The organism is Pradoshia sp. D12 (assembly GCF_008935075.1).
In the GTDB taxonomy this organism is placed as follows: Bacteria; Bacillota; Bacilli; order Bacillales; family Pradoshiaceae; genus Pradoshia.
The window spans coordinates 478453-501398 of record NZ_CP044545.1; the positions used below are offsets into that span (position 1 = coordinate 478453).

General features: G+C 37.7%; 25 protein-coding genes. 21 read left to right on the plus strand and 4 right to left on the minus strand.

Features of this window, described 5'->3' with window-relative positions; translation table 11 throughout:
• Positions 1-53: 53 nt before the first annotated feature.
• The 3 genes from F7984_RS02390 to pdaA all read left to right on the plus strand — a co-directional run bounded on the left by F7984_RS02390 (position 54) and on the right by pdaA (position 2182).
• Positions 54-875 (plus strand): YfkD famly protein, encoded by an 822-nt coding sequence (locus F7984_RS02390; RefSeq protein WP_140462158.1) that lies wholly within the window; start codon positions 54-56, stop codon positions 873-875.
• 135 nt (positions 876-1010) lie between these two features.
• Positions 1011-1217: an SE1561 family protein gene (locus F7984_RS02395; RefSeq protein ID WP_066108258.1), complete on the plus strand. Its 207-nt coding sequence runs from the start codon at positions 1011-1013 to the stop codon at positions 1215-1217.
• A gap of 182 nt (positions 1218-1399) precedes the next feature.
• A complete protein-coding gene (pdaA, locus tag F7984_RS02400; protein ID WP_140462207.1) occupies positions 1400-2182 on the plus strand; it encodes a delta-lactam-biosynthetic de-N-acetylase in 783 nt (260 codons plus the stop codon).
• 206 nt (positions 2183-2388) lie between these two features.
• Here the strand turns inward: pdaA and F7984_RS02405 are convergent, their stop codons facing one another.
• Positions 2389-2940: a DUF3267 domain-containing protein gene (locus tag F7984_RS02405; RefSeq protein ID WP_066108256.1), complete on the minus strand. Its 552-nt coding sequence runs from the start codon at positions 2938-2940 to the stop codon at positions 2389-2391.
• Between the two features lie 157 nt (positions 2941-3097).
• Between F7984_RS02405 and recQ the strand changes: the two genes are divergently transcribed.
• The 3 genes from recQ to rlmD all read left to right on the plus strand — a co-directional run bounded on the left by recQ (position 3098) and on the right by rlmD (position 7577).
• Positions 3098-5242, plus strand: coding sequence for a DNA helicase RecQ (gene recQ / locus F7984_RS02410; protein ID WP_140462159.1), 2145 nt, complete (start codon positions 3098-3100; stop codon positions 5240-5242).
• Between the two features lie 78 nt (positions 5243-5320).
• The gene (locus F7984_RS02415) at positions 5321-6223 is read left to right on the plus strand and encodes a DNA-3-methyladenine glycosylase family protein (RefSeq protein ID WP_139892766.1); all 903 of its coding nucleotides are present in this window, start codon (positions 5321-5323) and stop codon (positions 6221-6223) included.
• Positions 6195-7577: a 23S rRNA (uracil(1939)-C(5))-methyltransferase RlmD gene (gene rlmD / locus F7984_RS02420; RefSeq protein ID WP_139892728.1), complete on the plus strand. Its 1383-nt coding sequence runs from the start codon at positions 6195-6197 to the stop codon at positions 7575-7577. The genes F7984_RS02415 and rlmD overlap by 29 nt, the downstream gene beginning before the upstream one ends.
• 165 nt (positions 7578-7742) lie before the next feature.
• On the opposite strand, the gene F7984_RS02425 is transcribed toward rlmD, so the two are convergent.
• Positions 7743-8246 (minus strand): DUF7878 domain-containing protein, encoded by a 504-nt coding sequence (locus F7984_RS02425; RefSeq protein ID WP_066108243.1) that lies wholly within the window; start codon positions 8244-8246, stop codon positions 7743-7745.
• A 603-nt stretch (positions 8247-8849) separates the two neighbouring features.
• Here F7984_RS02425 and F7984_RS19240 point away from each other — a divergent pair.
• The 11 genes from F7984_RS19240 (at position 8850) to F7984_RS18875 (ending at position 15310) form a co-directional block, all read left to right on the plus strand.
• Positions 8850-9020, plus strand: a complete 171-nt coding sequence (locus tag F7984_RS19240; RefSeq protein WP_225983643.1) for a sigma factor — start codon at positions 8850-8852, stop codon at positions 9018-9020.
• A 35-nt stretch (positions 9021-9055) separates the two neighbouring features.
• Entirely contained in the window at positions 9056-9358 is a 303-nt protein-coding gene (locus F7984_RS02430; protein ID WP_257469181.1) for an RNA polymerase sigma factor, read from the plus strand.
• Positions 9351-10100: an anti-sigma factor gene (locus F7984_RS19245; protein WP_258188248.1), complete on the plus strand. Its 750-nt coding sequence runs from the start codon at positions 9351-9353 to the stop codon at positions 10098-10100. Before F7984_RS02430 ends, F7984_RS19245 begins: the two co-directional genes overlap by 8 nt.
• On the plus strand, positions 10078-10470 hold the full coding sequence (locus tag F7984_RS19250; RefSeq protein WP_225983644.1) for an anti sigma factor C-terminal domain-containing protein: 393 nt from the start codon (positions 10078-10080) through the stop codon (positions 10468-10470). The genes F7984_RS19245 and F7984_RS19250 overlap by 23 nt, the downstream gene beginning before the upstream one ends.
• 172 nt (positions 10471-10642) lie before the next feature.
• Positions 10643-11503 (plus strand): AraC family transcriptional regulator, encoded by an 861-nt coding sequence (locus F7984_RS02440; protein WP_140462160.1) that lies wholly within the window; start codon positions 10643-10645, stop codon positions 11501-11503.
• Positions 11504-11757: 254 nt separating this feature from the next.
• Positions 11758-12087, plus strand: coding sequence for a PadR family transcriptional regulator (locus tag F7984_RS02445; RefSeq protein ID WP_066108236.1), 330 nt, complete (start codon positions 11758-11760; stop codon positions 12085-12087).
• A gap of 12 nt (positions 12088-12099) precedes the next feature.
• A complete protein-coding gene (locus F7984_RS02450; protein WP_066108233.1) occupies positions 12100-12852 on the plus strand; it encodes a DUF1129 family protein in 753 nt (250 codons plus the stop codon).
• 287 nt (positions 12853-13139) lie between these two features.
• On the plus strand, positions 13140-13520 hold the full coding sequence (locus F7984_RS02455; RefSeq protein WP_066108231.1) for an HIT family protein: 381 nt from the start codon (positions 13140-13142) through the stop codon (positions 13518-13520).
• A 443-nt stretch (positions 13521-13963) separates the two neighbouring features.
• Positions 13964-14755 carry an aminoglycoside phosphotransferase family protein gene (locus tag F7984_RS02465; RefSeq protein WP_066108226.1) on the plus strand — a complete coding sequence of 264 codons (792 nt, stop codon included), beginning with the start codon at positions 13964-13966 and terminating at the stop codon, positions 14753-14755.
• A gap of 194 nt (positions 14756-14949) precedes the next feature.
• The gene (locus tag F7984_RS18870) at positions 14950-15123 is read left to right on the plus strand and encodes a hypothetical protein (RefSeq protein ID WP_181162047.1); all 174 of its coding nucleotides are present in this window, start codon (positions 14950-14952) and stop codon (positions 15121-15123) included.
• Positions 15124-15172: 49 nt separating this feature from the next.
• Positions 15173-15310 carry a hypothetical protein gene (locus F7984_RS18875; protein WP_180350018.1) on the plus strand — a complete coding sequence of 46 codons (138 nt, stop codon included), beginning with the start codon at positions 15173-15175 and terminating at the stop codon, positions 15308-15310.
• A gap of 209 nt (positions 15311-15519) precedes the next feature.
• Here the strand turns inward: F7984_RS18875 and dhaK are convergent, their stop codons facing one another.
• On the minus strand, positions 15520-17277 hold the full coding sequence (dhaK, locus tag F7984_RS02470; RefSeq protein ID WP_140462161.1) for a dihydroxyacetone kinase subunit DhaK: 1758 nt from the start codon (positions 17275-17277) through the stop codon (positions 15520-15522).
• A 176-nt stretch (positions 17278-17453) separates the two neighbouring features.
• Between dhaK and dhaS the strand changes: the two genes are divergently transcribed.
• On the plus strand, positions 17454-18011 hold the full coding sequence (gene dhaS / locus F7984_RS02475) for a dihydroxyacetone kinase transcriptional activator DhaS (protein ID WP_066108222.1): 558 nt from the start codon (positions 17454-17456) through the stop codon (positions 18009-18011).
• 19 nt (positions 18012-18030) lie between these two features.
• Positions 18031-19029, plus strand: coding sequence for a DhaKLM operon coactivator DhaQ (gene dhaQ, locus F7984_RS02480; RefSeq protein WP_139892721.1), 999 nt, complete (start codon positions 18031-18033; stop codon positions 19027-19029).
• A gap of 159 nt (positions 19030-19188) precedes the next feature.
• On the opposite strand, the gene F7984_RS02485 is transcribed toward dhaQ, so the two are convergent.
• Complete coding sequence (locus tag F7984_RS02485) at positions 19189-20280, minus strand: GntR family transcriptional regulator (RefSeq protein WP_139892720.1); 1092 nt, start codon at positions 20278-20280, stop codon at positions 19189-19191.
• Between the two features lie 331 nt (positions 20281-20611).
• Between F7984_RS02485 and F7984_RS02490 the strand changes: the two genes are divergently transcribed.
• Complete coding sequence (locus F7984_RS02490) at positions 20612-22222, plus strand: xylulokinase (protein WP_140462162.1); 1611 nt, start codon at positions 20612-20614, stop codon at positions 22220-22222.
• A gap of 22 nt (positions 22223-22244) precedes the next feature.
• Positions 22245-22940, plus strand: a complete 696-nt coding sequence (locus F7984_RS02495; protein WP_066108210.1) for an L-ribulose-5-phosphate 4-epimerase — start codon at positions 22245-22247, stop codon at positions 22938-22940.
• Positions 22941-22946: the final 6 nt, after the last annotated feature.

Sequence of the window (22946 nt, forward strand, 5' to 3'; positions counted from 1 at the left end):
GGAAAATAACGGAACAATCATTCTTTTTTGTATGTAAGAAAGGAGCTTCAAGCATGAGAAGAAATTTTTTTATCATGATCGTTATAGCCATGCTCGTTATTATTCCAACCCAGCATAACTGGGCTGCCTCAAAAGAAGGAGCAGACCCTACGGTTGAGGAAGCTAAGTATAAAATTCCGGAGTCCGTTTTATCGATCAATAAAGAAAACACATATCCCAATTCCAGTCAGGACACGCCAATGCTTGAGCCAAGTGAGTTATCCAAACAATTGCTTAAGTCCAGCAACGTTAAAATAGAAAATCCTGAATTAGTTCACATGCTTAATGAAACCAATATCGGAACCAATCCGGTTGCCTTTTGGTATAGAGCCACTGTTTACTTAGGTAAGTGGGCTTTAAATTATGAATCGATGGAAACCTCTCCAAACTGGGAGTATCAAAAAATCAATACGAATTTTTATGATAACCGTGGCGGGGATACGAATTTCCAAATTCATTATGTCCAAGAGACACAAAAAGTGGTGCGCGGAGGATTGACAGCAAAAGTACCTTCCAGTCAGGATATTCAAAAAATGATGCTGGCGAGAGCATCAGAAAAATCTAAACTGCCACTGGCATTTGAGACCATCATAGGTAGCGGTACAAAAAAAGACAGAGTATACAATATACCGCCAATGAGACTTGGCTACCTCTATGGGTATGCGCCGGCAATAAACGAGAAGGGTAAAGTCACATATGGTGAGGTCTATTTAGTATTGAAAGGAAGCAAACGTGAGATTGTAGTAAGGAATGTAACCTCACAAGGGATTGGAGCCTGGATTCCTATTCAAGATCATGTTTCATTCCAGTTCAGAGCGGTCAACCGACCATATTGATTGCCGTTTAAGTCTGCAAGCTTCAGCCGGTTTTGGTTGAAGCTTCTTGCTTTTGGGTAAAATAGAAAATGGTCAGTTGCGAAATAGGCTACTATCGTTTAGGATAATATTTATGATGAAAGGAGCCGGATTAGTTTGACAACACCGATTTATAATAAAGATGAACAAGTAAAATACTTAAAAGACCGACTTGAGTTATTTATGGAGGTTTTAGACCGGATTGAGCCTGAAACAGCGGATATTGAAGATATTGACCGCCTAATTGAAATCGTGGATTCAATTGAGGAGAAGTTTCAAAGCTTTCAAAATCGACCGGAAACAGAACCTAATAAAGAGGTATAAATGAATAAGATTATATGGCAAATCCGTTATAAGCGGATTTGTCTTTTTTATATTATATCGTTAATGCAATCATTCGCTGTGCTGCATAAATTCCCTTACTCTGATTAAAACTATCTTTATCAAAAGTATATTCAGGAGGGAAAATAGTGAAAAAATGGCTTATCACCGGATTATCTGCCATCATGCTTTCGGGGACATTATTCCTGGGCGTTGCTGAGGCGATTTCAAACGTACAGTATGGTTGGGGCTTTAATAAGGGAAAGAATGAACAGCCTGCTGATGCAGGGCCTAAATATAATGCAATCGTTGAAAAATACGGTGCTGTTTATAAAGTAAACACGAAAAAGAAAGAGATTTACTTAACGTTTGATAATGGCTATGAAAATGGATATACGGAGAAGGTACTGGATGTACTGAAAGAACATAAAGTTCCGGCTACCTTTTTTGTTACAGGTCATTATTTGAATACAGCTGAACCGTTAGTGAAAAGAATGGTGAAGGAAGGGCATATAGTTGGCAATCATTCATGGAGCCATCCCAATTTCACACAGGTATCGGATGATAAAATAGCTGATGAACTGGAACGGGTTAAGAAGAAGACAGAGGAATTAACAGGGCAAAAGGATATGTCCTATATCAGACCGCCACGAGGAGTATTTAGTGAACGAACTTTACAGGTGGCAAATGATCTGGGCTATAAACATATTTTATGGTCGGTTGCTTTTCTTGATTGGGATGTGAATCGTCAGCAGGGGTGGAAGCATTCCTATGATCAAATTATGGCTCAAATTCATCCTGGTGCCATTTTGCTCTTACATTCTGTGTCTAAGGACAATGCAGAAGCACTTGGCCAGGTGATTACAGATTTAAAAAAGAGAGGGTATACCTTTAAAAGCTTGGATGATATGAATTGTGAAAAACCACAGAAGACACCACAAAAACAGAAAATAGACATAAAGATATAATGTGCCTAAACAAAAAACCGCTTACAAATAATAAGCGGTTTTTAGTATTAATATTGAAAAAACAACGGGCATCATATTTATCTTGAGAAAATGGTAAGATAAGGGCATTCCTGTGTGGGGTTCCCTTTTTGATGATTGGATTCCTGTCAATCGATTTGGGAGCCTTTCACTTTCATTTTCATTGACAGTATGGAATCGAAAAACATTTAAGATTGAGGAGTGTAAACAATACAGCCAATTTTACTGGAGTGGTCCTGAACAAGGACATCTACTGAATACTTGCGCAATATCCAAAGAATGATAAGGTCCCCTAATGATCCGATAGTCATAAACAATCCAATAAAAAACCAATAATCATTTCCGTTTAAAAATGCATAAATTAATGGCACGATTCCGAGGACAATCGGTAATAAAACACTGATCCGATAAGCTTTGATCCTGATTGGTATTTTGCAATGGGCATAAGGAGTAAGATACTTCCATAAAACACCCAGTTTAACCTCACTTATTTTGGCTTTCCCGAAAAATATGTAGCCTACTAGATGCAGTACTTCATGCATGAAAATTAGGAGGATGTATCCAACAGCCAGTTCAATTAAAAAGAATAGGTCAATCTCACCGATTTTCCAAATGAACCAATAGGGGATAAGCAATCCGACCATAAGAGTGAAAGTACTGATCAAAATTGGTTTATTTAAATCTTCCATTTCACGAGTTTCATCTATTATTTGATATGATTTCAAGGAATCAGCCAGCATCGGAAAACCTCCAGTTATAGATTACTATTAGTTTATCATATAAGAAGGATATATTTGGTGATTTTTAAGACTCCAGCTATCTTGTCTCACTAGTATAGATCAATCTCTATAAGCTATAATGGATGGTAGAATGATCAATGAATGGAGGAGGGAATTCATGCTTACAGAAGCAAGCTCTCTTTTAAAGAAGTATTTTGGTTATGATTCTTTTCGCAATGGACAAGCCAAAATTATTGAGCAGGTGCTACAAGGAATCGATACACTAGGAATTATGCCGACAGGCGGAGGTAAATCAATTTGTTATCAAATCCCGGCGATGATAATACCGGGCGTTACCCTCGTTATTTCTCCATTAATCTCTCTCATGAAGGACCAGGTAGATTCACTGGATCAGGCCGGAATACCCGCCACCTTTATTAATAGTTCCCTAACCGCGAGTGAAGTGAATGATCGTTTGTATGACATCCAGCAGGGGGCCTATAAGCTCTTATATTTGGCGCCTGAAAGACTGGAATCCCATGGCTTTATTGAGGATATCCGTCAATTGCCGGTTGGATTAATTGCTGTAGATGAAGCTCACTGTATATCACAATGGGGTCATGATTTCCGCCCGAGTTATTTACGCATCCAATCATTAGCCGAACAATTGAATTCCAATCCGGTTGTCCTTGCCCTGACAGCAACAGCAACTCCGCGAGTGCAGGCAGATATTCGCCGGTCCTTGAATATTGAAGAGTCACATACGGTTATAACTGGCTTCGAACGGGAAAATTTAAGCTTCCAGGTCGTGAAAGGGCAAAATAAACAAAAATATATTGATGCGTATGTAGGAAAAAATAAACAGGAATCCGGGATTATTTATTGTGCCACACGAAAAACAGTGGACCATCTATATGAACGTCTCCAACAAAAAGGTATATCAGTTGGGAGATATCATGCGGGTTTATCAAGTACAGAACGTGAAACAGAGCAAAATAAATTTTTAAGTGATGAAATTACTGTCATGGTCGCAACGAATGCGTTTGGGATGGGGATAGATAAATCAAATGTACGATATGTGATTCATGCTCAAATGCCTAAAAATATGGAAAGTTACTATCAGGAGGCAGGCCGTGCCGGACGTGATGGCTTGCCGAGTGAATGTATATTGCTTCAATCTGAACAGGACGTTCAGGTCCAGCGCTTTTTGATTGATCAATCGTTTGGTGATGAAAACCATAAAAATCAAGAGTTGCAAAAGCTCTATCAAATGCGTGACTATTGCCATACTCAAGGATGTCTGCAGGCCTATATTCTGCATTATTTTGGTGAGCAGGAGGCAGATGACTGCGGGCGGTGCTCTAACTGTCTGGATGAACGAAGTGCGAAGGATGTGACAAAAGATGCCCAAATGGTCTTATCCTGTATAATCCGAACTGGCGAACGTTTTGGAAAAACAATGATTGCCCAAGTGTTAACTGGCTCATCCAATAAGAAATTGCTTGAACAAAACTTTCAATCCTTATCAACGTATGGGTTAATGAAAAATCAATCAACCAAAGAGATCGCTGAACTGATTGATTTTCTAACATCTGAGCAATTAATTGGGATTACGGGTGGGCAATATCCGCTCTTATATGTCACAGCTTCCGGCAAAGAAGTGTTGCTAGGGAAACGTGCGGTAATGAGAAAAGAAGCTGTGCGAATCACCGCTATTTCAACAGATGATCCTTTATTCGAAGTGCTGCGTAATTTGCGAAAACAAATTGCAGGAGAGGAAAAAGTGCCTCCATATTTGATATTCTCCGACCAAGCTTTGCGCGATATGTGCGTTAAACAACCGCAAACCAAAGATGAGTTCCTTGAGGTGAAGGGAGTCGGAGCTCAAAAGACAGATAAGTATGGTGAGCGATTTGTGGAAGTGATCACAGCGTTTATAAAGGAAAATGATTATGAAGCACCAATTGTAGAACAAGAGGGGAAAATGCCTGCGATGAAAAAATCCAAGGCGGGTACTGCCAACTCACATATGGATACGTATGAATTATATAAACAAGGGCTTACGCTGAAGGAGATTGCAAAAGAAAGAGATTTATCTTCTCAAACAGTAGAAAGGCATCTATTCCGATGTGCAGAAGAAGGATTGCCTCTGAATTGGGAGTATTTCTTCTCACCTGAGGAGGAAATCCAGATTCTACAGGCGATTGAGGAAGTGGGGAATGATTTTTTAAAGCCAATTAAAGAGCATCTTCCTAATGAAATCAGCTACAGTGCGATTAAAGCGGTAATAACGAAGAAGAACATGGATACGGCTCCAATTTAATGGGCCGTTTTCCTATGTACCCATATAGCTGCAAAACCTGTTATAATAACTGGACTAGTCCATAAAGGAGTGATAATGATGTGGAAAGAAACCATTCATGTAGAAGCTCCCTATGATTTTGACCTGGTATTGGAAAGGATCGGTCTTGATCCTCTGTATGAAATAGATTACCGCAATCGCTTGATTCAGGTCCCTTTACTGATTAATGGTAAGCCCAATGTTTATACCGTCCAAGCGATCGGTACGGTAGATAAGCCGGCCTTTACGATTAGCGGCAAAGAAGAACAAGTATTGGCGACGGATCGTTTAATGGAGATTTTTCAGTGGCATCTGCCACTTTCAGATATACATGCTCACTTTGGAGAGACGAAGCTCAATGATATTTTTACTCGCCATCGCGGTACCCCGCTTATTTTAGAATTCGACCTATATGGCTGTCTCGTGAAAAGTATTATCCATCAACAGCTGAATATGGCGTTTGCTCAAAAACTAACGAAGGATTTTGTCACAGCCTATGGGTATCAGAAGGACGGAGTATGGTTTTATCCATCTCCAGAGACAACCGCTGCTCTCACAGTAGATGAGTTAAAAGGAATGAAATTCAGCGGCAGAAAAGCAGAGTATGTCATTGGCCTTTCAGAAAAGATTGCAAGCGGTGAACTCAGGTTGGAAGAGTTGCGCACAAAGACAGATGAAGAAATTATAGAAGAATTAACAAGAATTCGAGGTGTAGGCAGATGGACGGCTGAAAACTTCCTGTTATTTGGTCTTGGCCGCCCGAATTTATTTCCAAAAGCAGACATCGGCATTCAGAATGCTATTAAGCTGCTATATAACCTAGAACGAAAGCCAACAATGGAAGAGATGGAGCAATTCAGTAAGGAGTGGCATCCTTATTTAAGCTACGCTTCACTTTACTTATGGAGAAGCATTGAAAAACGGAGGAATATTGATGAACCAACAGGCAACATTAGTCCGTGAAGGACAAGAGATTTTACTAACTATTAAACGCCTTGGCATAAATGGTGAGGGAGTCGGCTACTATAAACGTCAGGTTGTATTTGTACCGGGTGCTCTGCCGGATGAAATTGTAGAAGTAAAGATTACGAAGGTCCATCCGAAGTATTCGGAAGGTCTTGTCAAAAAGATTAAAAAGGCATCGCCACATCGAGTCGAAGCACCATGTCCGGTTTATGACGTATGTGGTGGATGCCAATTGCAGCATTTGGAATACAGCCAACAATTGAAGGAAAAACGTGATATCGTTATTCAATCATTGGAGCGCCATAGCCAATACGATGCCAGCAATGTAGATATCCGTCCAACAATTGGGATGGAGAATCCATGGAATTACCGTAATAAAAACCAATTCCAGGTTGGCACCAATGAGACTGGAGAGTTGATTGCCGGCCTTTATGCGGCAAATACTCATAACTTGATTGATATTCCAAATTGTATCGTTCAGCATGAAGCAACGAACAAGGTTACTCGTACAGTATTGGATATTTTGCAGGAATTTGGATTGCCATCCTATGATGAGAAAAAGAAAAGCGGGATTGTTAAAACGGTCGTAACCCGTGTCGGCTTCTCATCGGATCAGGTCCAAGTGGTGATCATCACCATTTCTGAAAAGCTTCCTAAGAAGCGCCAAATCATAGAAGAAATCAACAAACGTTTACCGGAAGTCGTTTCCATTGTTCAAAACGTGAATAAAGAACAGACTCCGCTTATATTCGGCGAAAAGACGATTCATCTGTGGGGAGAAGAAGCAATTGAAGAAGAACTTGGCGATTTATCCTATGAGCTATCAGCGCGTACCTTCTTCCAATTGAATCCAGTACAAACCGTGAAGCTCTATGATGAAGTGAAAAAAGCAGCTCGCCTTCACGGTCATGAACGAGTAGTAGATGCTTATTGCGGAGTAGGAACGATAGGATTGTGGCTTGCGGATTTTTGTAAAGAAGTTAGAGGCATGGATGTCATTCCGGAATCAATTGAAGATGCCATTCAGAATGCTAAAAAGCATCATATGGATAATGTCAGCTTCGAAGTAGGCAAAGCAGAAGTTCTCATGCCTAAATGGCTGCGCGAAGGCTGGAAGCCAGATGTCGTTGTCGTCGATCCGCCAAGAAGCGGCTTGGATCATAAATTAATGGATGCCATCCTGCGCACACGTCCAAGAAAAATCGTCTATGTATCCTGTAACCCATCCACACTGGCCAAGGATTTGGACTACCTAAGCAAAAAATACAGACCAAAATATATCCAACCAGTGGACATGTTCCCACAAACTTCTCATATTGAGTGCGTTGTGGAGATTATGTTGAAGGTGTAACCAATAAAAATACTCTTGGCTAACTAAATAAACATTTGTTAATCGACCCAGTTTTCGTATAAATAATCTTTTATGAAAACTGGGTCTTTTTTTATTGAATCCGATTAGCAGATAGGTTTGTCTATTTAATATAATTTTTTGAACATGTCCTGCTACCTAAACCATTTACAAATTCCCCTTTAGCAAAAGCGGGTTTGAAATTTGGACAGGAATGTGTTTGATGAAATCTTTTAATCTTATATCAAAATAATCCTCTATATCCCGTTTTAGTATCTCTTCTAGTAGAATGAATTCCATTACAATATAGTCTAGATCGAAAACATTATATAGATCTTGTTCTGCCCAGATTGATTTCACTCTGGCCTTATTGGAAAAGGGGATTAATGACAGGATAGCTCCATTCTCATAGTCAGCATATTCAATCGTGTAATAATGGAATTCCGGTGTAGGATTCTTCTTCGTAATCTCTTCTTTCCATCTATACAATGCTTTATAGAATTCGAGTATAGCTAGTTCTGTTTCAAAGTATAATTCGTTGTTGATTTTTATTGTAAATGTGGCATCCACGGCTAATATGGCAGGCACATCCCTTTTATGCTTTTTTGAGATCATTTCTTTATCTACTACAAAATTGTATTCAAACTTTATTTTGTTTGAAATACTGTCCATGTCTTCGTCACCCTATCTCTATTCTAATTTTGTCTCTTCCTAAAATGCTGGAGGCTATTTTAGTTAAGCTATATATAATAGAATTCGACAAAAAAATGATAAATCTTTCTTTTAGGTTCCATATTTAATCCAGTATTCTTTCTCGGTTTTCTAAATGAACGCTTAGATAACGAAGCAGAGACCTGGAATTGTCCAAGAATTAATCAAGTTATATAAAGAATATTGTTTTGTTAATCGAGGAAAGTAAATATAAGTTAATTAGTTGATTCATCCAAGTCTAAAAAGGAATTATAGTATCGATATTACTTTTGTAATGAGGTAGTATACCTGAAGACTCCGAAAAATACATTTGCCAGATCGATCCTTGTTTCGTGAATTATACGAATTCGGGTCTTTTTTTTTTATCATCCATCCCCCCTGGTGGTTATATACATTTATTGTGCACGAAAGAAGGCATCTATTGATGTCTTTTTGATGTTTATATAAACGTCAAACCAATCAAAAATAAACTTTATTCCGCTTCTTTTGGTATGCTCATAATGATTGGTGGTTTGGAAAATATTTTATTTTCTGTAACCTTTTTTATATTTATACGTGGTATTAGTGAGAGGGGGTAATGAGGCTGATTCAATAGATAGTCTCTATAGCACTTATTTTTCTGATATATATCGTTTCCTTTTCTCTCTTTGTCATAATCATCATACAGCGGAGGACCTTGTTCAAGAGACCTTCTTTCGTGCCTATTTATTGAGAATTATCAAAGTGGAAGTGTAAAGGCATGGCTTTTTACGGTAGCATATCATGCATATATTGATCATCATAGAAAGCATAAAAGAGTAACAATTCAGGATGAAGGCTATTTTTCTAGATTTTTAGATAAGAACAGAGCGATTGATGAAACGATTGTGATTCATGAGGAAATAGAAGAGCTATTACGTGAAGTGAATGCATTACCTGAAAAACATAAGATGGCAGTACTGCTTTGTGACTTTAATAGTCTATCATATGAGGAAGCTGCTGAAGTAATGAAGGTTAGTAAGGCATATGTAAAAGTTCTTTTATTTCGCGGGAGAAAAGCAATAAGGAAAAGAAGGAGTAAAGAATATGAGTGATGAATTTAAAAAGCGCCTGGAATCATATGAAAAAGGTGAACTTTCTGCAGAAGAGGCAAAAGAGATTGAGAAAGAACTGGAGAGCATGGAGAGATATTTGGAAGAAACTGATGAAGAAAATAGGGGAAAGTTAACTGATTCTGATATTGGCATAAAAAAACAACAACGAATTATGAAATTTGCAAAATGGAAGGCGAGATTTCAAACAGCACTTATGGCTATAGGTTTATTTCTTCTATTCTCATTCTTTTCTTCCATCCTAACTCTGATGTATTACTCGTTCGGGACTCCTGACCGACTAGAGAAATTACGTAATATCGTTGATTACAGTCTGACTGTAATGAATCCTTATGGTCATATGGATGGTACAAGTACGAGCACTTCTGCCTATTTTGGAATGACAGCCTCAAAAGATATAAATAAGGTTATTGGAGATGATACGATCAAAGTAGGTGAAATGGAAACTGATTTTTTCTTCTCAAGGATGTCATATCCCGAAGTTACCTATTTCAGCCCTATATCTATTAACAGTCCTGCTTTTATTTATCCGGTCTCAAGCCCACGAGGTTTTTCAGGGTGGGAACGATTAAAAAAGGTTCCGGAAGGGACGGTTGTTTCAGCCTATGTTTCATTTACTGATTTACTAGAGACAGAAGAGGTATTTTCATTATTCGAGACTAAGGATATGAGATTAATATGGCTTGCAGTGGATACTGGTTTTGAAAAGAAAGAGACCAAGTGAACCAACTTGGCATGAGGATGATATGATTATAGATTTTCGACAAGAGGAAAAAGCTTTTTTTGGAACTGAAATAGTTTCTGAGGGGTTTTCCTCACCGGAATATGAGGTAGGCGAAGGAGAACCACTGCATAAGCAATTCCGAAAAACACTGCAATTCCTGGAAAAATATGAAGGAAAAGCTGAAAAGTTTTATATGGGAGAGCTAAATCTATCAAAACGTATTCAATACATGGAGAAGCATGGTTATAAGCATTACGGGGCTGTTATTACAGGACCAAGAAAAGAAGTATTAAAATTACAGGATGAAGGAAAAGTAAGTGAATTAGAAGTAGACGAAATAGAATTTTGGAATTGGGAAAGTGAACTCTGAAAATAGTTTGAGTAAAACTTTTGTTATGCGATATTCAGGCAGTTAAATAGAGATAGCTTAATGAACTAATTGGGTGCTCTTATTCTATTCTAGACTGTCATAAAAGAGCACGGATAAACAGGATTTGCTAAACCGGTGTTGGTAGACTGAGTTTAGAAAGGAGAGTGCTTACATGGAGGGACTTCAAAGGATGCTCGACAGCATCGAGTATATAGAAGATAATTTGGAACAGTATCTTTGTATGGAAGATATTGCTGAAATTGCCTGTATGTCAAAATTTCATTTCCAGCGGATGTTCAGTATACTGACGGGATATACCGTAAGTGAATATATTAGGAATCGCCGTCTCACAGTTGCTGCGCAGGAACTGGTATATTCCAAGTCGAAGGTAATAGATGTTGCACTGAAATATGGCTATGAAACTCCGGAATCCTTTACAAAAGCATTCCGGAAAATTCATGGAATCAATCCGTCATCTGCAAAGAAAAATACTCAATCCTTGAAGGCTTATCCGAGGCTCTCTTTTCAAATTCAGTTAAAGGGTGATGTGGGAATGGATTATAAGATTGTCGAAAAGGAAGCATTTAAGGTTGTTGGGAAAAGCATACGCACGAGTACTAGTGGGGGAGAGAACAATCGGAAAATAGCCTCTTTCTGGGATGAATCTAATCAGAATGGATTCGCCGCTGTACTTGCTAAAAATAGTGGATCTCTTGGATTAATTGGAGTTTGTATGGACTTTGATAAACTACAAGAAAATCTAACTTACTTGATCGGGGCAGAGAAACATATAGAACATGTCCCAAATGATTGGGAAGAACGACAGATTCCGGCTGCTACCTGGGCTGTTTTTCCTGTTCATGGCGCTATGCCTGATGCCATGCCAAAGGTGTGGAATCGAATTTTCTCTGAATGGTTTCCGGCAACAGGCTATGAGCATTCGGGTGGACCTGAGATGGAGGTTTACTTAAGTGATGGAGATCCATCTTCTAAGGATTATTATTCAGAAATATGGATACCAATTAAAAAATAAATAGAAGGATAAGCTTATAAATTAATCGAGCGGATTCATTAAAGAAGCAATGTAGTGGGCTACATTGCTTCTTTCTATTTGAGAGATGGAGAGACTTGAATTTAATAGGGGATCTTGCCCTAGTGTTTTCTTTTTGACCTTCATATGAGAAAGATATTTGTAAGTAATTAACAATTATCTTGTATTGCAAGGTAGTGTGGTTTAAACTGGTAATATACCTTGCAATGCAAGATAAAAAGAGTGGTGGATTATAGATGTCGCAAACCCAGATGATGAAGGGTATATTGGATGGTTGCCTTTTGGCTATTATCAAAGGAAAAGAATGTTATGGATATGAGATGGCAGAACGTTTAAGTGAGTATGGATTTGAGACAATCAGCGAAGGTACCATTTATCCATTATTGCTCCGAATGCAACGGGAAGGACTTATTACGTCTGTTCGCCGGGATTCAATTGCTGGACCAAAGAGAAAATATTATTCATTAACAGATGAAGGACAGGTAGCTTTAGAAAATTTTCTGGTTAGATGGGGTTACCTTGAGAACAGCGTAAACGCGGTCATTAAGAAAGAAATTGAAGGATGAGGTGATGCAAAAGTGGAGCAACTTCAACTGTCTGATAAAAGTCAGAAGTTTATTGATGATTTAAAGATATACTTGTTTTCAAGTGGAAAAAATGATCAGGAGATTAATGATATTACGAAAGAACTTGAGGAGCATTTATATGAAGCCGAGCTAAATGGTAAATCTATTGATCAGATTATTGGATCTTCTCCTAAAGAGTATATGCAGAGTATCTCCAATGAAATGAGGACGGATTATAAAGCATGGGTAAAATATATACCCCTGATTATAGCTGGAGCAATGTCATTTTCGATTTTCGGAGATCTTTTGAAAGGTACATTAAGCTATAGTGTATTAAAAATCATTGGAACGGCTGTGTATTGTGTGCTCTTTTTTATCGGAGTAATGATTGCATTTCGCTATACAGCCAGGAATCAAGTGTCTAAAATTCGAGAGTTTTTAATATTATTAGCCCCTATTTTCATTAGTATGGTCGTCTTTATGGGTTTGCTTGTCGCTGATTCAATCTATCCTACACCAACCATTAACTTTGGTGTTTTAGGGAGTACAGTCATCGGCTTACTTTTTCTTTGCTTTATCGTTACATTCTCCATTTGGGCAAAAACCGCAATCCTGCCCGTTTTTTTAATTTCATTTCACTTACCGACCATCGTATTAGCTCGAACAACTTTAAATGAAGAATTGCAGTTAATTATGGGTTTAGCTATAACATATATATTGATCGGAATTTATTTATTTTATGAAGTGAGAAAAACAAAATCATAACAAAAGTTTTTTGAGGGTTATCCGGAACGTTAGTTTTACTGACTTTCTGGAGGACCCTTTCCTATCTTATTCAATTGATTTCCTATAACAAGCCGGTTAACTAGGAATGCAGGTTAGATTAAGAAGGATTTATATGTTTTAATCGAATTATTTAACCAAATTTTAAATTTGGAGGATTATATGACTGCCTTTGCGTTTTTGTTTATTCTAAAAATTGTTTTCTTAAAGGTTACTATAATAAGAGTAAAATAATATAAAATAAAACTGAAACTGAGGAGGTTATTGAAGTGAAAGAATGCCCATTTTGTAATCCTGAAACAATAGAACTGCAAGAAGTTGTTGTAAAAAATGAACATTGTATGTTTCTGCAAATGCCACAAGAAGTATTAGTCGGCTCAGGATTAATAGTTCCAATAAAACACCGTGAAACAGTGTTTGACTTAACAGAAGATGAATGGTTTGCAACCTATTCATTACTGCAAGAAGTGAAAGATCTCCTGGATGAAACATATCGACCTGATGGGTACAATATTGGTTGGAACTGCAATGCAATTGGAGGTCAACATATCATGCATTCTCACCTACATATTATTCCTCGATTTAGTGATGAACCCTATGCTGGCAAAGGACTTAGACACTGGCTGAAAAGTTTAGAAAATAAGAGATAATGGTAACTAATTCGAGCCTTACTTATCTAAAAAGTATAGGAGAGTTTTTATGAAGATTTACTGGTTATTAGTGTTTTTAATTTTTATCATTTGGTACAGAGTATCTCTACCATACGCCGAACCAAGTTGGTGGTCTATCTTTTCCTCGAGCCGTTCAACGCATACACCTATGATGGAGCAAGTTTCTTTAATTAAAGCAATTTTTATAGCTCTTATATTTTTTGCTTTGGCATCTCCAGTGCGTCAAATAATCCAAAAACGTAAGTAGCCATGTTTATAATTCATATAGTAAGTGGAATTCTCACTTAAATTTTCAGGGCGTTGATCTTAGGAGGATTAATGCCTTTTCGTGTTGAATTTCTTATGGAGATAAAGAAGCAGGAATGTTAAACAATAGACAGAAACTAAACGGTGGCAAATTTATATTGAGGGGTATTTGTGAAATGTCAAAATACGAAAAAGAAGAAATTCTAACTGGAGGAAATGTCTCAACCGTATATCGTTTAGGAGATACCGTTCGAAGAGATTTAAAGCCAGACAGTACGAAAATTCACAAGCTATTAATACATTTAGAAAATAAAGGATTCACTTATGCACCTAAATTTTTTGGTATTGATGAAAAAGGTAGAGAGATTTTGTCATATATAGAAGGTGAAGCGGGTAATTATCCTTTAAAGGGATATATGTGGTCTGATGAAGTTTTAAAAGAAATAGCTCAGATGCTTAGTCTCTACCACGATTCAGTGAGTGATTTTTTAATTGAAGAAGATTGGAAGTCGATAGATAATACTCCGCAACCATTCGAGGTGCTTTGTCATAATGATTTCGCTATATATAACATTATCTTTAATCGTAAACGACCGGTAGGTATAATTGATTTTGATGTTGCTGGCCCTGGACCGAGACTCTGGGACATTGCCTATACCCTTTATACTTGTATTCCTTTAAGTAGAGCTTATCAATCTGAAACAGGTGAAGAAGTTATTTATAATTTCTTAGACCACGCTATGAAAATAAAACACAGAGTAAAATTGTTTTTTGAATCCTATGGAAAGGAAGTGGAAGAAGTTTTTTTAGAGATGGTATTGTTGCGATTACAAGGGCTATGTAAAACAATTGAAAGAAAAGCTAAAGAAGGCGATAGTAATTTTCAAAAAATGATAGATGAAGGACACCTTGAACATTATCAAAATGATATCAAGTTCATTAGTGAACACGGAAAAGAGTGGATGTAAAAGGGGAAAGGTTGGAATTGACAGGGGAAAGAGCAGAAGGCCAAGTTGACCAAAAGATGTCTTTCTATGTTGAATTTCTTATGGTATTAAAGGGACAAGTTAGCTAAGAAGGATTTATTGCGGATTTACAGAATGTTACAATTCGAAGTGAGATAGTCTTCAAAAAAATAAAAGGGAAAAAGGAAGTGATTGATATGTCCATCGGAATTCTTGCCCTTGTAACTATGACAATATGGATTATACAAATTAATGAGTTCAATAAACCTGAAGAAAAACAAGACAATAGAAAAACAATAGTCTTAACTTCCTGTGGGTGTTTGTTAACAACAGTTTTGACCGTCCATCTTTTTCAAAATTTCATCGCCTAAGGTAGTAGTTCTTTAATAGTGTTATAGCAATTATATGGAGGTGTTATTGTTGAATGAGGACAAAGATAAGCGTAACAAAAATAAGATAGACACCGAGGATGGTTGGAATAGAACCGTTTATGGAAGTCCAACAATAGGGGGAATAGTCGTAGTCGGTGCCATTGTTCTATACCTATTATTTAAATAATATTTATTAAAGATGTCTAAGTTGAACAAGGATGATCAAAAGTTGGTCATTTAATTTTTCTTTTTACATTGTTAAAATCCTTCGAAAATAGCCCTCTCAACTGAAGCTGCTTTATTATTCTAAGACTAAATGATAAATAAAGAGCTGCAAAGTTGCAGCTCCTTAGAGTGGCTAGGTTATAAGAGTTGTATGGTTGGCAATCAATGCTGTTATCTTAGGCTGCTGGAGAGCTCTGTGAAGATAACTCCAAGTCCATAAGCTCCAGCATCAGGATAACCCAGGCTTCTTTCTCCAACCGTACCAGCACGTCCCATGCGGGCGACGATTGTTTCTGTATATTTAGCGCCTTTAACAGCAGCTGCTGCCCCATTTTCAAAGGCAGTTTTAAAGTCTATTCCAGCTTTTGCGCACTCAGACCAAGAGTCAGCACATGGAACTAAAGCATCAATCAGAGTTTTGTCACCGACGACTGCACCTCTACCAAATGAACGTTCTCCAGTTACTTGTATTCCTTTAACAGCTGCCTGTAATAGGTTTGCAAACTCCTCGATCGTTAATTCATTTTTATCGCCTGCGGCTTTGCCGGCTGCACGGAATGCAGAACCCCAAATTGGACCGGACGCTCCACCACAATATTCCATAATGACCATCGAGCATGCATCAAGGAATGTTCCAATAGATAATGGTTCCTGATTTAAGATAGAACTCCATTCTCGTTTCAATTGCTTGAATCCTTTAGCAACGCTCATACCAAAGTCTCCGTCACCGGCATGAGAGTCAAGCTCGCAGAATGGTATCTCATTGCGGATAATGACTTCGCTCATTTTATCAATGAGATAGATGATGTTCTCTAAGGAAAGGACATCATCGTGGATTACAGCGTATTCCTCACTTGTCGCTGTATTGAATGAAACGGTCTTTTCTTCAATCTCATCAACAGGGTCGGTATACTGAACACCCTCAACAGGTGCATCCACTTTAAATGCCGCAGCAGAACATTCGCTTGATAATAATGATTTCAGCTCATCATCAAGCTTCATAATTGTCAAGGATACTCCAGCCATATCAATACTTGTCATATAATTGCCGACAAAGGTTCTATAAACATGAATATTTCTGTTACTCATTTCTCTCATAACCGAATTGTTAAATAAATAGAGTTCTTGAAGTGGAGTACTTCCGAAGCCATTTACAAGAATAGCAATATCAGATGTTTCATCCCCATCTTGTCCAAAATCCTTTAGAAGATCATCTATCATTTGTTTAGCCAACTCATTTGCAGAAATCAATTTTTCTCTTCTGATTCCTGGTTCTCCATGAATGCCGACACCGTATTCGATTTCATCTTCTTCTAATTTGAATGTCGGAGTTCCTTTAGCTGGAACGGTACAGGATGTAAGAGCTGCCCCGATGCTTTTTACATTTTCTGCGGCTTTTTCTGCAATTGCTTTTACCTGCATAAGGTCTCTGCCTTCTTCGGCAGCTGCACCGGCAATTTTATGAACAAGTACAGTTCCTGCAACACCGCGGCGTCCTACAGAATACAGACTGTCTTCAACGGCTATATCGTCAGCTACTCGAACATATTCAACCTGGATACCATCCTCGATTGCTAAAGCGGCACCATTTTTAAAGTTCATGATGTCACCGCTGTAATTTTTAATAATCATCAGGACCCCTTTTTGACCGGCAGCTGCTTTGATTCCCTGATACACTTGTATTTGTGATGGCGAAGCAAACACATCCCCGCATACTGCAGCATCAAGCATACCTTTTCCGACAAAGCCCGCATGTGCAGGTTCATGCCCACTGCCTCCCCCGCTAATTAAGCTCACTTTGTTTTCATTTATTACTCGTTTCTTAATAATTTTATATTTCTTCAGAAACTCGAGTTCCGGATGTGCCATGATTAATCCATTAGCCATCTCCATTACGAGGTTCTCAGGTTTATTTATAATCTTCTTCATTTGTATTACCTCCCGTTTCTATTAAAAATTGGTAGTCTTGCTAAATTTATTCATACTGTTAACAGTATAATGTAAGCGTTTTAAAGTAAACGGACAAATAACCGTATTTGTCAAAATAGCCGTAATTATATCATTTTTGTATAATTAAATTACAATTTTAATAGGGAAGGTAACCCATGACCTCATCGATTATCACACAAAAAATAATTGCAAAATCATTAAAAGATTTAATGGTAACTGAACCTTTTCATAAAATTTCAGTAAGCGACATTATGGTAAACTGTAAGATGCGAAGGCAAACATTTTACTACCATTTTCAAGATAAATATGAATTGCTTGGCTGGATTTATAAAGAAGAAACGAAGGAAAATATTACAGACTTTATTGGATATGAAAAGTGGGAGAACATCTTTCATTTGTTATTGGAATACTTCAGTCAGAATCGACGATTCTATCAAAATGCATTTAAAGTAGAAGAGCAAAATTCCTTTAACGAATACTTATATGAACACACAAAGAATTTGTATCTTGAGATTATTACTAACCGTTTGGACGGAAGCGGATTAAAGGTTTCTAATGAAAGGAAAGAATTAATGGCTTCTTTTTATAGCTATGGGTTTGTAGGGATAATCAAAGAGTGGATTGAGAAAGATTGCACTCTCGAATCTTCCACGATGTCATCCTTGATGAAATATATGATAAATGATCAATTACTGCCATTTCTGCAGGAGTGAGCAGCGAGAGGGAATAAGAATGAAAAAAATAATTAATGATGTTCAGCATGTTGTAAGAGACATGTTGGCTGGATTTTGTTTTGAACATAAAGAAAGGGTTTCTTATGAGCCCAAGCATGATATTGTTTATCGGAAAGATTTAAAAGATATAAGAGAGGAGGTAGTCATTATTAGCGGAGGCGGCAGCGGACACGAACCGGCTCATTATGGATATGTAGGGAAAGGAATGCTCTCCATTTCTGTTAATGGAGAAATTTTCACGCCGCCAACAACTGAGCAAATAGTAGCCGCCATTCGGATGATTGATAAAAATAAGCGTGTCTTGCTCATAGTCAAAAATTTTAAAGCAGATTTAGAGAGTTTTTTGATGGCTGAATCCATCGCCCAAAAAGAAGGCTGGACTGTTGATCATGTCATTGTAAGTGATGATGTCTCCATTGAAGACGACAATTCCTTCAATAAGCGGAAACGTGGTGTGGCTGGTACTGTGTTTGTCCATAAAATACTTGGAGCTGCTGCACGTGAGGGATATTCTCTAAACGAACTAACGGAAATTGGCCAGTCTGTCATCAATCATTTACATACATTGGGAGTTGCACTTTCACCGGTAACCCATCCTGAGACAGATAGAAGGTCATTTATACTACAGGATAATGAAGTATTTTACGGAATTGGGATTCATGGTGAAGTGGGATACCGGAAAGAAGAATTTCATTCCTCTGAAATTTTAGCCATAGAGCTTATGAATAAACTTAAAAGTCTTTATCGATGGAAAAAAGGAGATCGATTTGCCATTTTGGTGAATGGGTTAGGGGCTACACCGCTGATGGAACAGTATATCTTTACCAATGACATCCGACGTTTATGCGAGCTGGAAGGCTTGGATATTAGATTTGTGAAGGTTGGAAACCATTTAACTTCCTTAGATATGAAAGGTATTTCATTAAGCTTACTCAAAATAACGGATTCTGTTTGGGAAAAATGGTTAAAAGCAGAGGTGGAAGTAGCTAACTGGTAGTTAAGATTTGATTAGTGCACAGTCAAATACCATATATAGCAGAAATAGAGTAAAGCCCTGTTTATGCTCGGGTATCATAACGAGCATAAACAGGGCTTTTCTTTTTCATTAAGTAATTTAGTAGCACCATATGAAATAAAATATATTCATAACTATTGCTTAATGTATCTCTAAATCTTTTACTGTTTCTCCTTCAACTAACACTGGCTGATAATAGGTTTCGTTTGGTAAATCTCGTTTTCCTTGCAATTTCTTAATGAGCCAATCAGCTGCATCACGTCCCATTTGTTCCTGTGGGTGGGTTAATGTTGTCAGTGCAATAGTAGCATTTTTGGCAATATAGGAATTGTCCTGCCCGATTATTGATAACTTCTCTGGAATGGAAATATTAAGCTGTTTACACACATTTACTACTTCTAAACCGACTTCATCGTTATAGCAAACAATCGCGGTTAATAGGTGAATATTTTCCTCTAAAAATTTCTTCAAGCTAGCTGATAAATTGGGCTTTGTTTCTGTATCGAATGTAAGCACATGCTCAGGTCGAAATCCTAATTTGGCTTCTCCAAGCGCTTTTATATATCCCTTCATTCGATATTTTCCCTGTAGGTCATCTGATTTTGATATTAGCCCGATATGTGTATGTCCCTTCGAAATTAATTCCTTTGTTGCGAGATAACTGGACTGGACGTCATCAAGACAAAGAAAGGGAACACTTAATTCTTCATAATAAGCATTAATCATAATGAATGGAACCTCTTGTTCTTTAAATGACAGGTAATAAGAGATGTTTGGATTATATAGATTGCTTTTCGTAGGCTCTATGATCAAACCATCCACTCCAAATGACAGCATCATTTCCAAAGCTTTCTTTTCCTGTTCGACATCATTATTTGTACTGGCTAATAATAACGAATAATTCTCTTCATTTAATCTGCCTTCAATCCCTCGAATAATGGAGGGGAAAATATAATCAGAAATGTAGGTTGTAATGACTCCGATTGTTTTAGTGTTAGATTGACCGCCAGATTTTGCTTGATATTGGTTACTGACATAAGTGCCAGACCCTTTTTCACTTCTTAAAAATCCTTCGTTTGATAGTTCTAAAATAGCTTTACGAACAGTTTGTCGGCTCACTTCGTATTTTTCTTGGAGGGAAGCTTCAGTAGGGATTTGGTCACCAACTTTATAATCTCCCGAAAGAATCTTGCTTTTTATATCATCAATGATGACCTGATATTTTGGTTTCATTTATAGCTCACTTCCTTCATTGGTGCTCTTGCACTAATTGATTGATTCGAAATAGTTGTATGTACATATTTTACTTTGAATTAGTAAGAAATAAAATAAGCAATCTAATTCTATTTTATAAGTAACATCTTTCATTAGTTCTTTTAATAGTATACCCAATAAATGGTTTTGTGGGTCTTTGTTTGATTTGTACTAAAATCGAGAATGTTAAATTTGTGTGTACTAATTACACATTAGTTGACATTTGTACGTACAAATAAATATAATCAAGTTAACAAATAGAAAGCGTAATCATTCCGGATATTGAAACCGCTATCAGATGGGGGTTTATATGAGAAAGAACAAAGCAAACATACAAGAGGCAATTGCTAGGGGAGAGACTTCTCTTGGAATTGAATTTGGTTCTACACGTATCAAGGCAGTGTTAATTGATCATAATTTTGAAACGGTTGCATCTGGAAGCTATGAGTGGGAAAACCGCTTGGAGGATGGTTTTTGGACATACAGCCTAGTCGATATTATTACTGGACTACAAGCAGCGTATCATGAGATGAAGCAAGAAGTTGAAAGAAACTATGGGATAACGATTCGGAAGATTGGTTCTATTGGAATCTCAGCCATGATGCACGGATATATGGCCTTTGATCATACAGGAGAATTACTTGTTCCGTTTCGTACTTGGCGTAACTCAACAACGAGTGCGGCAGCTAAAGAATTGACTGATACATTTAAATTCAATATCCCAGAACGATGGAGCGTTGCTCATCTTTATCAAGCTATCTTAAATGAAGAGAAACATTTGCCGCGTATTGATTATGTTACGACTTTAGCAGGTTATATCCACTGGTTACTGACTGGTAATAAAGCGATCGGTATTGGAGATGCTTCAGGTATGTTTCCAATCGATGAATCAACAAAGAATTATAATGAATCAATGGTTAAGCAATTTGATGAACTAATTTCCACGAAGGGTTGTCCTTTGAGCCTAGAGGAGATTCTTCCTAAAGTTTATCTTTCAGGAGAACAAGCTGGTGAATTGACTGAAGTTGGGGCAAAAATTCTTGATCAATCACAGAATTTACAACCAGGTATTCCGCTTTGTCCGCCGGAAGGTGATGCGGGTACAGGAATGGTTGCTACAAATAGTGTGAGAAAGCGTACTGGTAATATTTCAGTAGGAACATCAGTCTTTGCCATGATTGTACTGGAAAAAGAACTCTCAAAAGTGTATCCGGAAATTGATTTAGTAACAACACCTGATGGCAGTCCTGTAGCGATGGTTCATGCTAATAACTGCTCCAGTGATTTAAATGCCTGGCTGAAATTATTCCGTGAGTTCTCTGAAGCAATGGGCCAAAAGATAGAAACGGATCAATTATATGAAGTGATGCTGAATAAAGCTTTGGAGGCTGAACCGGATGCTGGCGGATTGCTAAGCTATGGCTATTTATCCGGTGAGAATATTACAGGATTAGATGAGGGGCGACCGCTATTCGTACGACCTCCTGGTAGTCAGTTTAATTTAGCAAACTTTATGCGAGCTCATCTTTTTACTGCATTTGGCGCATTAAAAATTGGAATGGACATTATGACTAAAGAAGAAAGTGTTGAAATTGACGGCATTTTGGCTCACGGCGGATTATTCAAAACACCTATTGTAGGTCAAAAAATCGTCGCAGCTGCCATTGATGCACCAGTATCCGTTATGGCAACAGCCGGAGAGGGCGGTGCGTGGGGGATGGCTATTCTGGCTTCTTACATGATGAACAAAAATGAGAAGGAATACTTGGAAGAATTCCTTGACCAAAAAGTCTTTTTCGAGGTTGATAGTCAAGAAATATATCCGGATCAGTTTGATGTTAAAGGTTTTGAGAAATTTATAGAGCGATATAAAAAAGGTCTTGTAATTGAGCAGGCAGCTGTCGATCATTTGATTTTATGAGTCCAAGTTTGGAGGGGTTCAAGTGTTAGAAAAGTTAAAAGAGGAAGTATTTGAAGCAAATTTAGAATTGCCCAAGCATGGACTCGTCAAATATACATGGGGAAATGTAAGTGCAATTGACCGTGATAGTGGCTTATTTGTTATCAAACCGAGCGGTGTTGATTATAAGACGATGAAGCCAAGTGATATGGTGGTTGTTGATTTGGATGGTCAGGTGGTTGAAGGGGAATTGAATCCTTCATCAGATACAGCAACTCATGCAGTACTTTACAAGCATTATTCAGAGATTGGCGGCATTGTGCATACGCACTCAACCTGGGCGACTATATGGGCTCAAGCAGGTTTAGATGTTCCGGCGATGGGAACTACTCATGCCGATACATTCTATGGTTCCATTCCATGTGCAAGGTTTTTAACTCAAGAGGAAGTTGACCGTGGGTACGAAGTGGAAACTGGAAAGGTCATTATCGAAACATTTGAACAACGTGGATTAGATATATTGGCAGTTCCCGGTATTTTACTTCATGGACACGGACCATTTACTTGGGGCAAAGATGCAAAATCAGCGGTTATGAACAGTGTGGTATTAGAAGAGGTCTCAAAAATGAATTTATTTACACGAGAACTAAATCATTTTGCTGAAGAATTGCCACAACGTATTTTAGATAAGCACTATCTACGTAAACATGGAAAAAATGCCTACTATGGGCAAAAATAATACAAA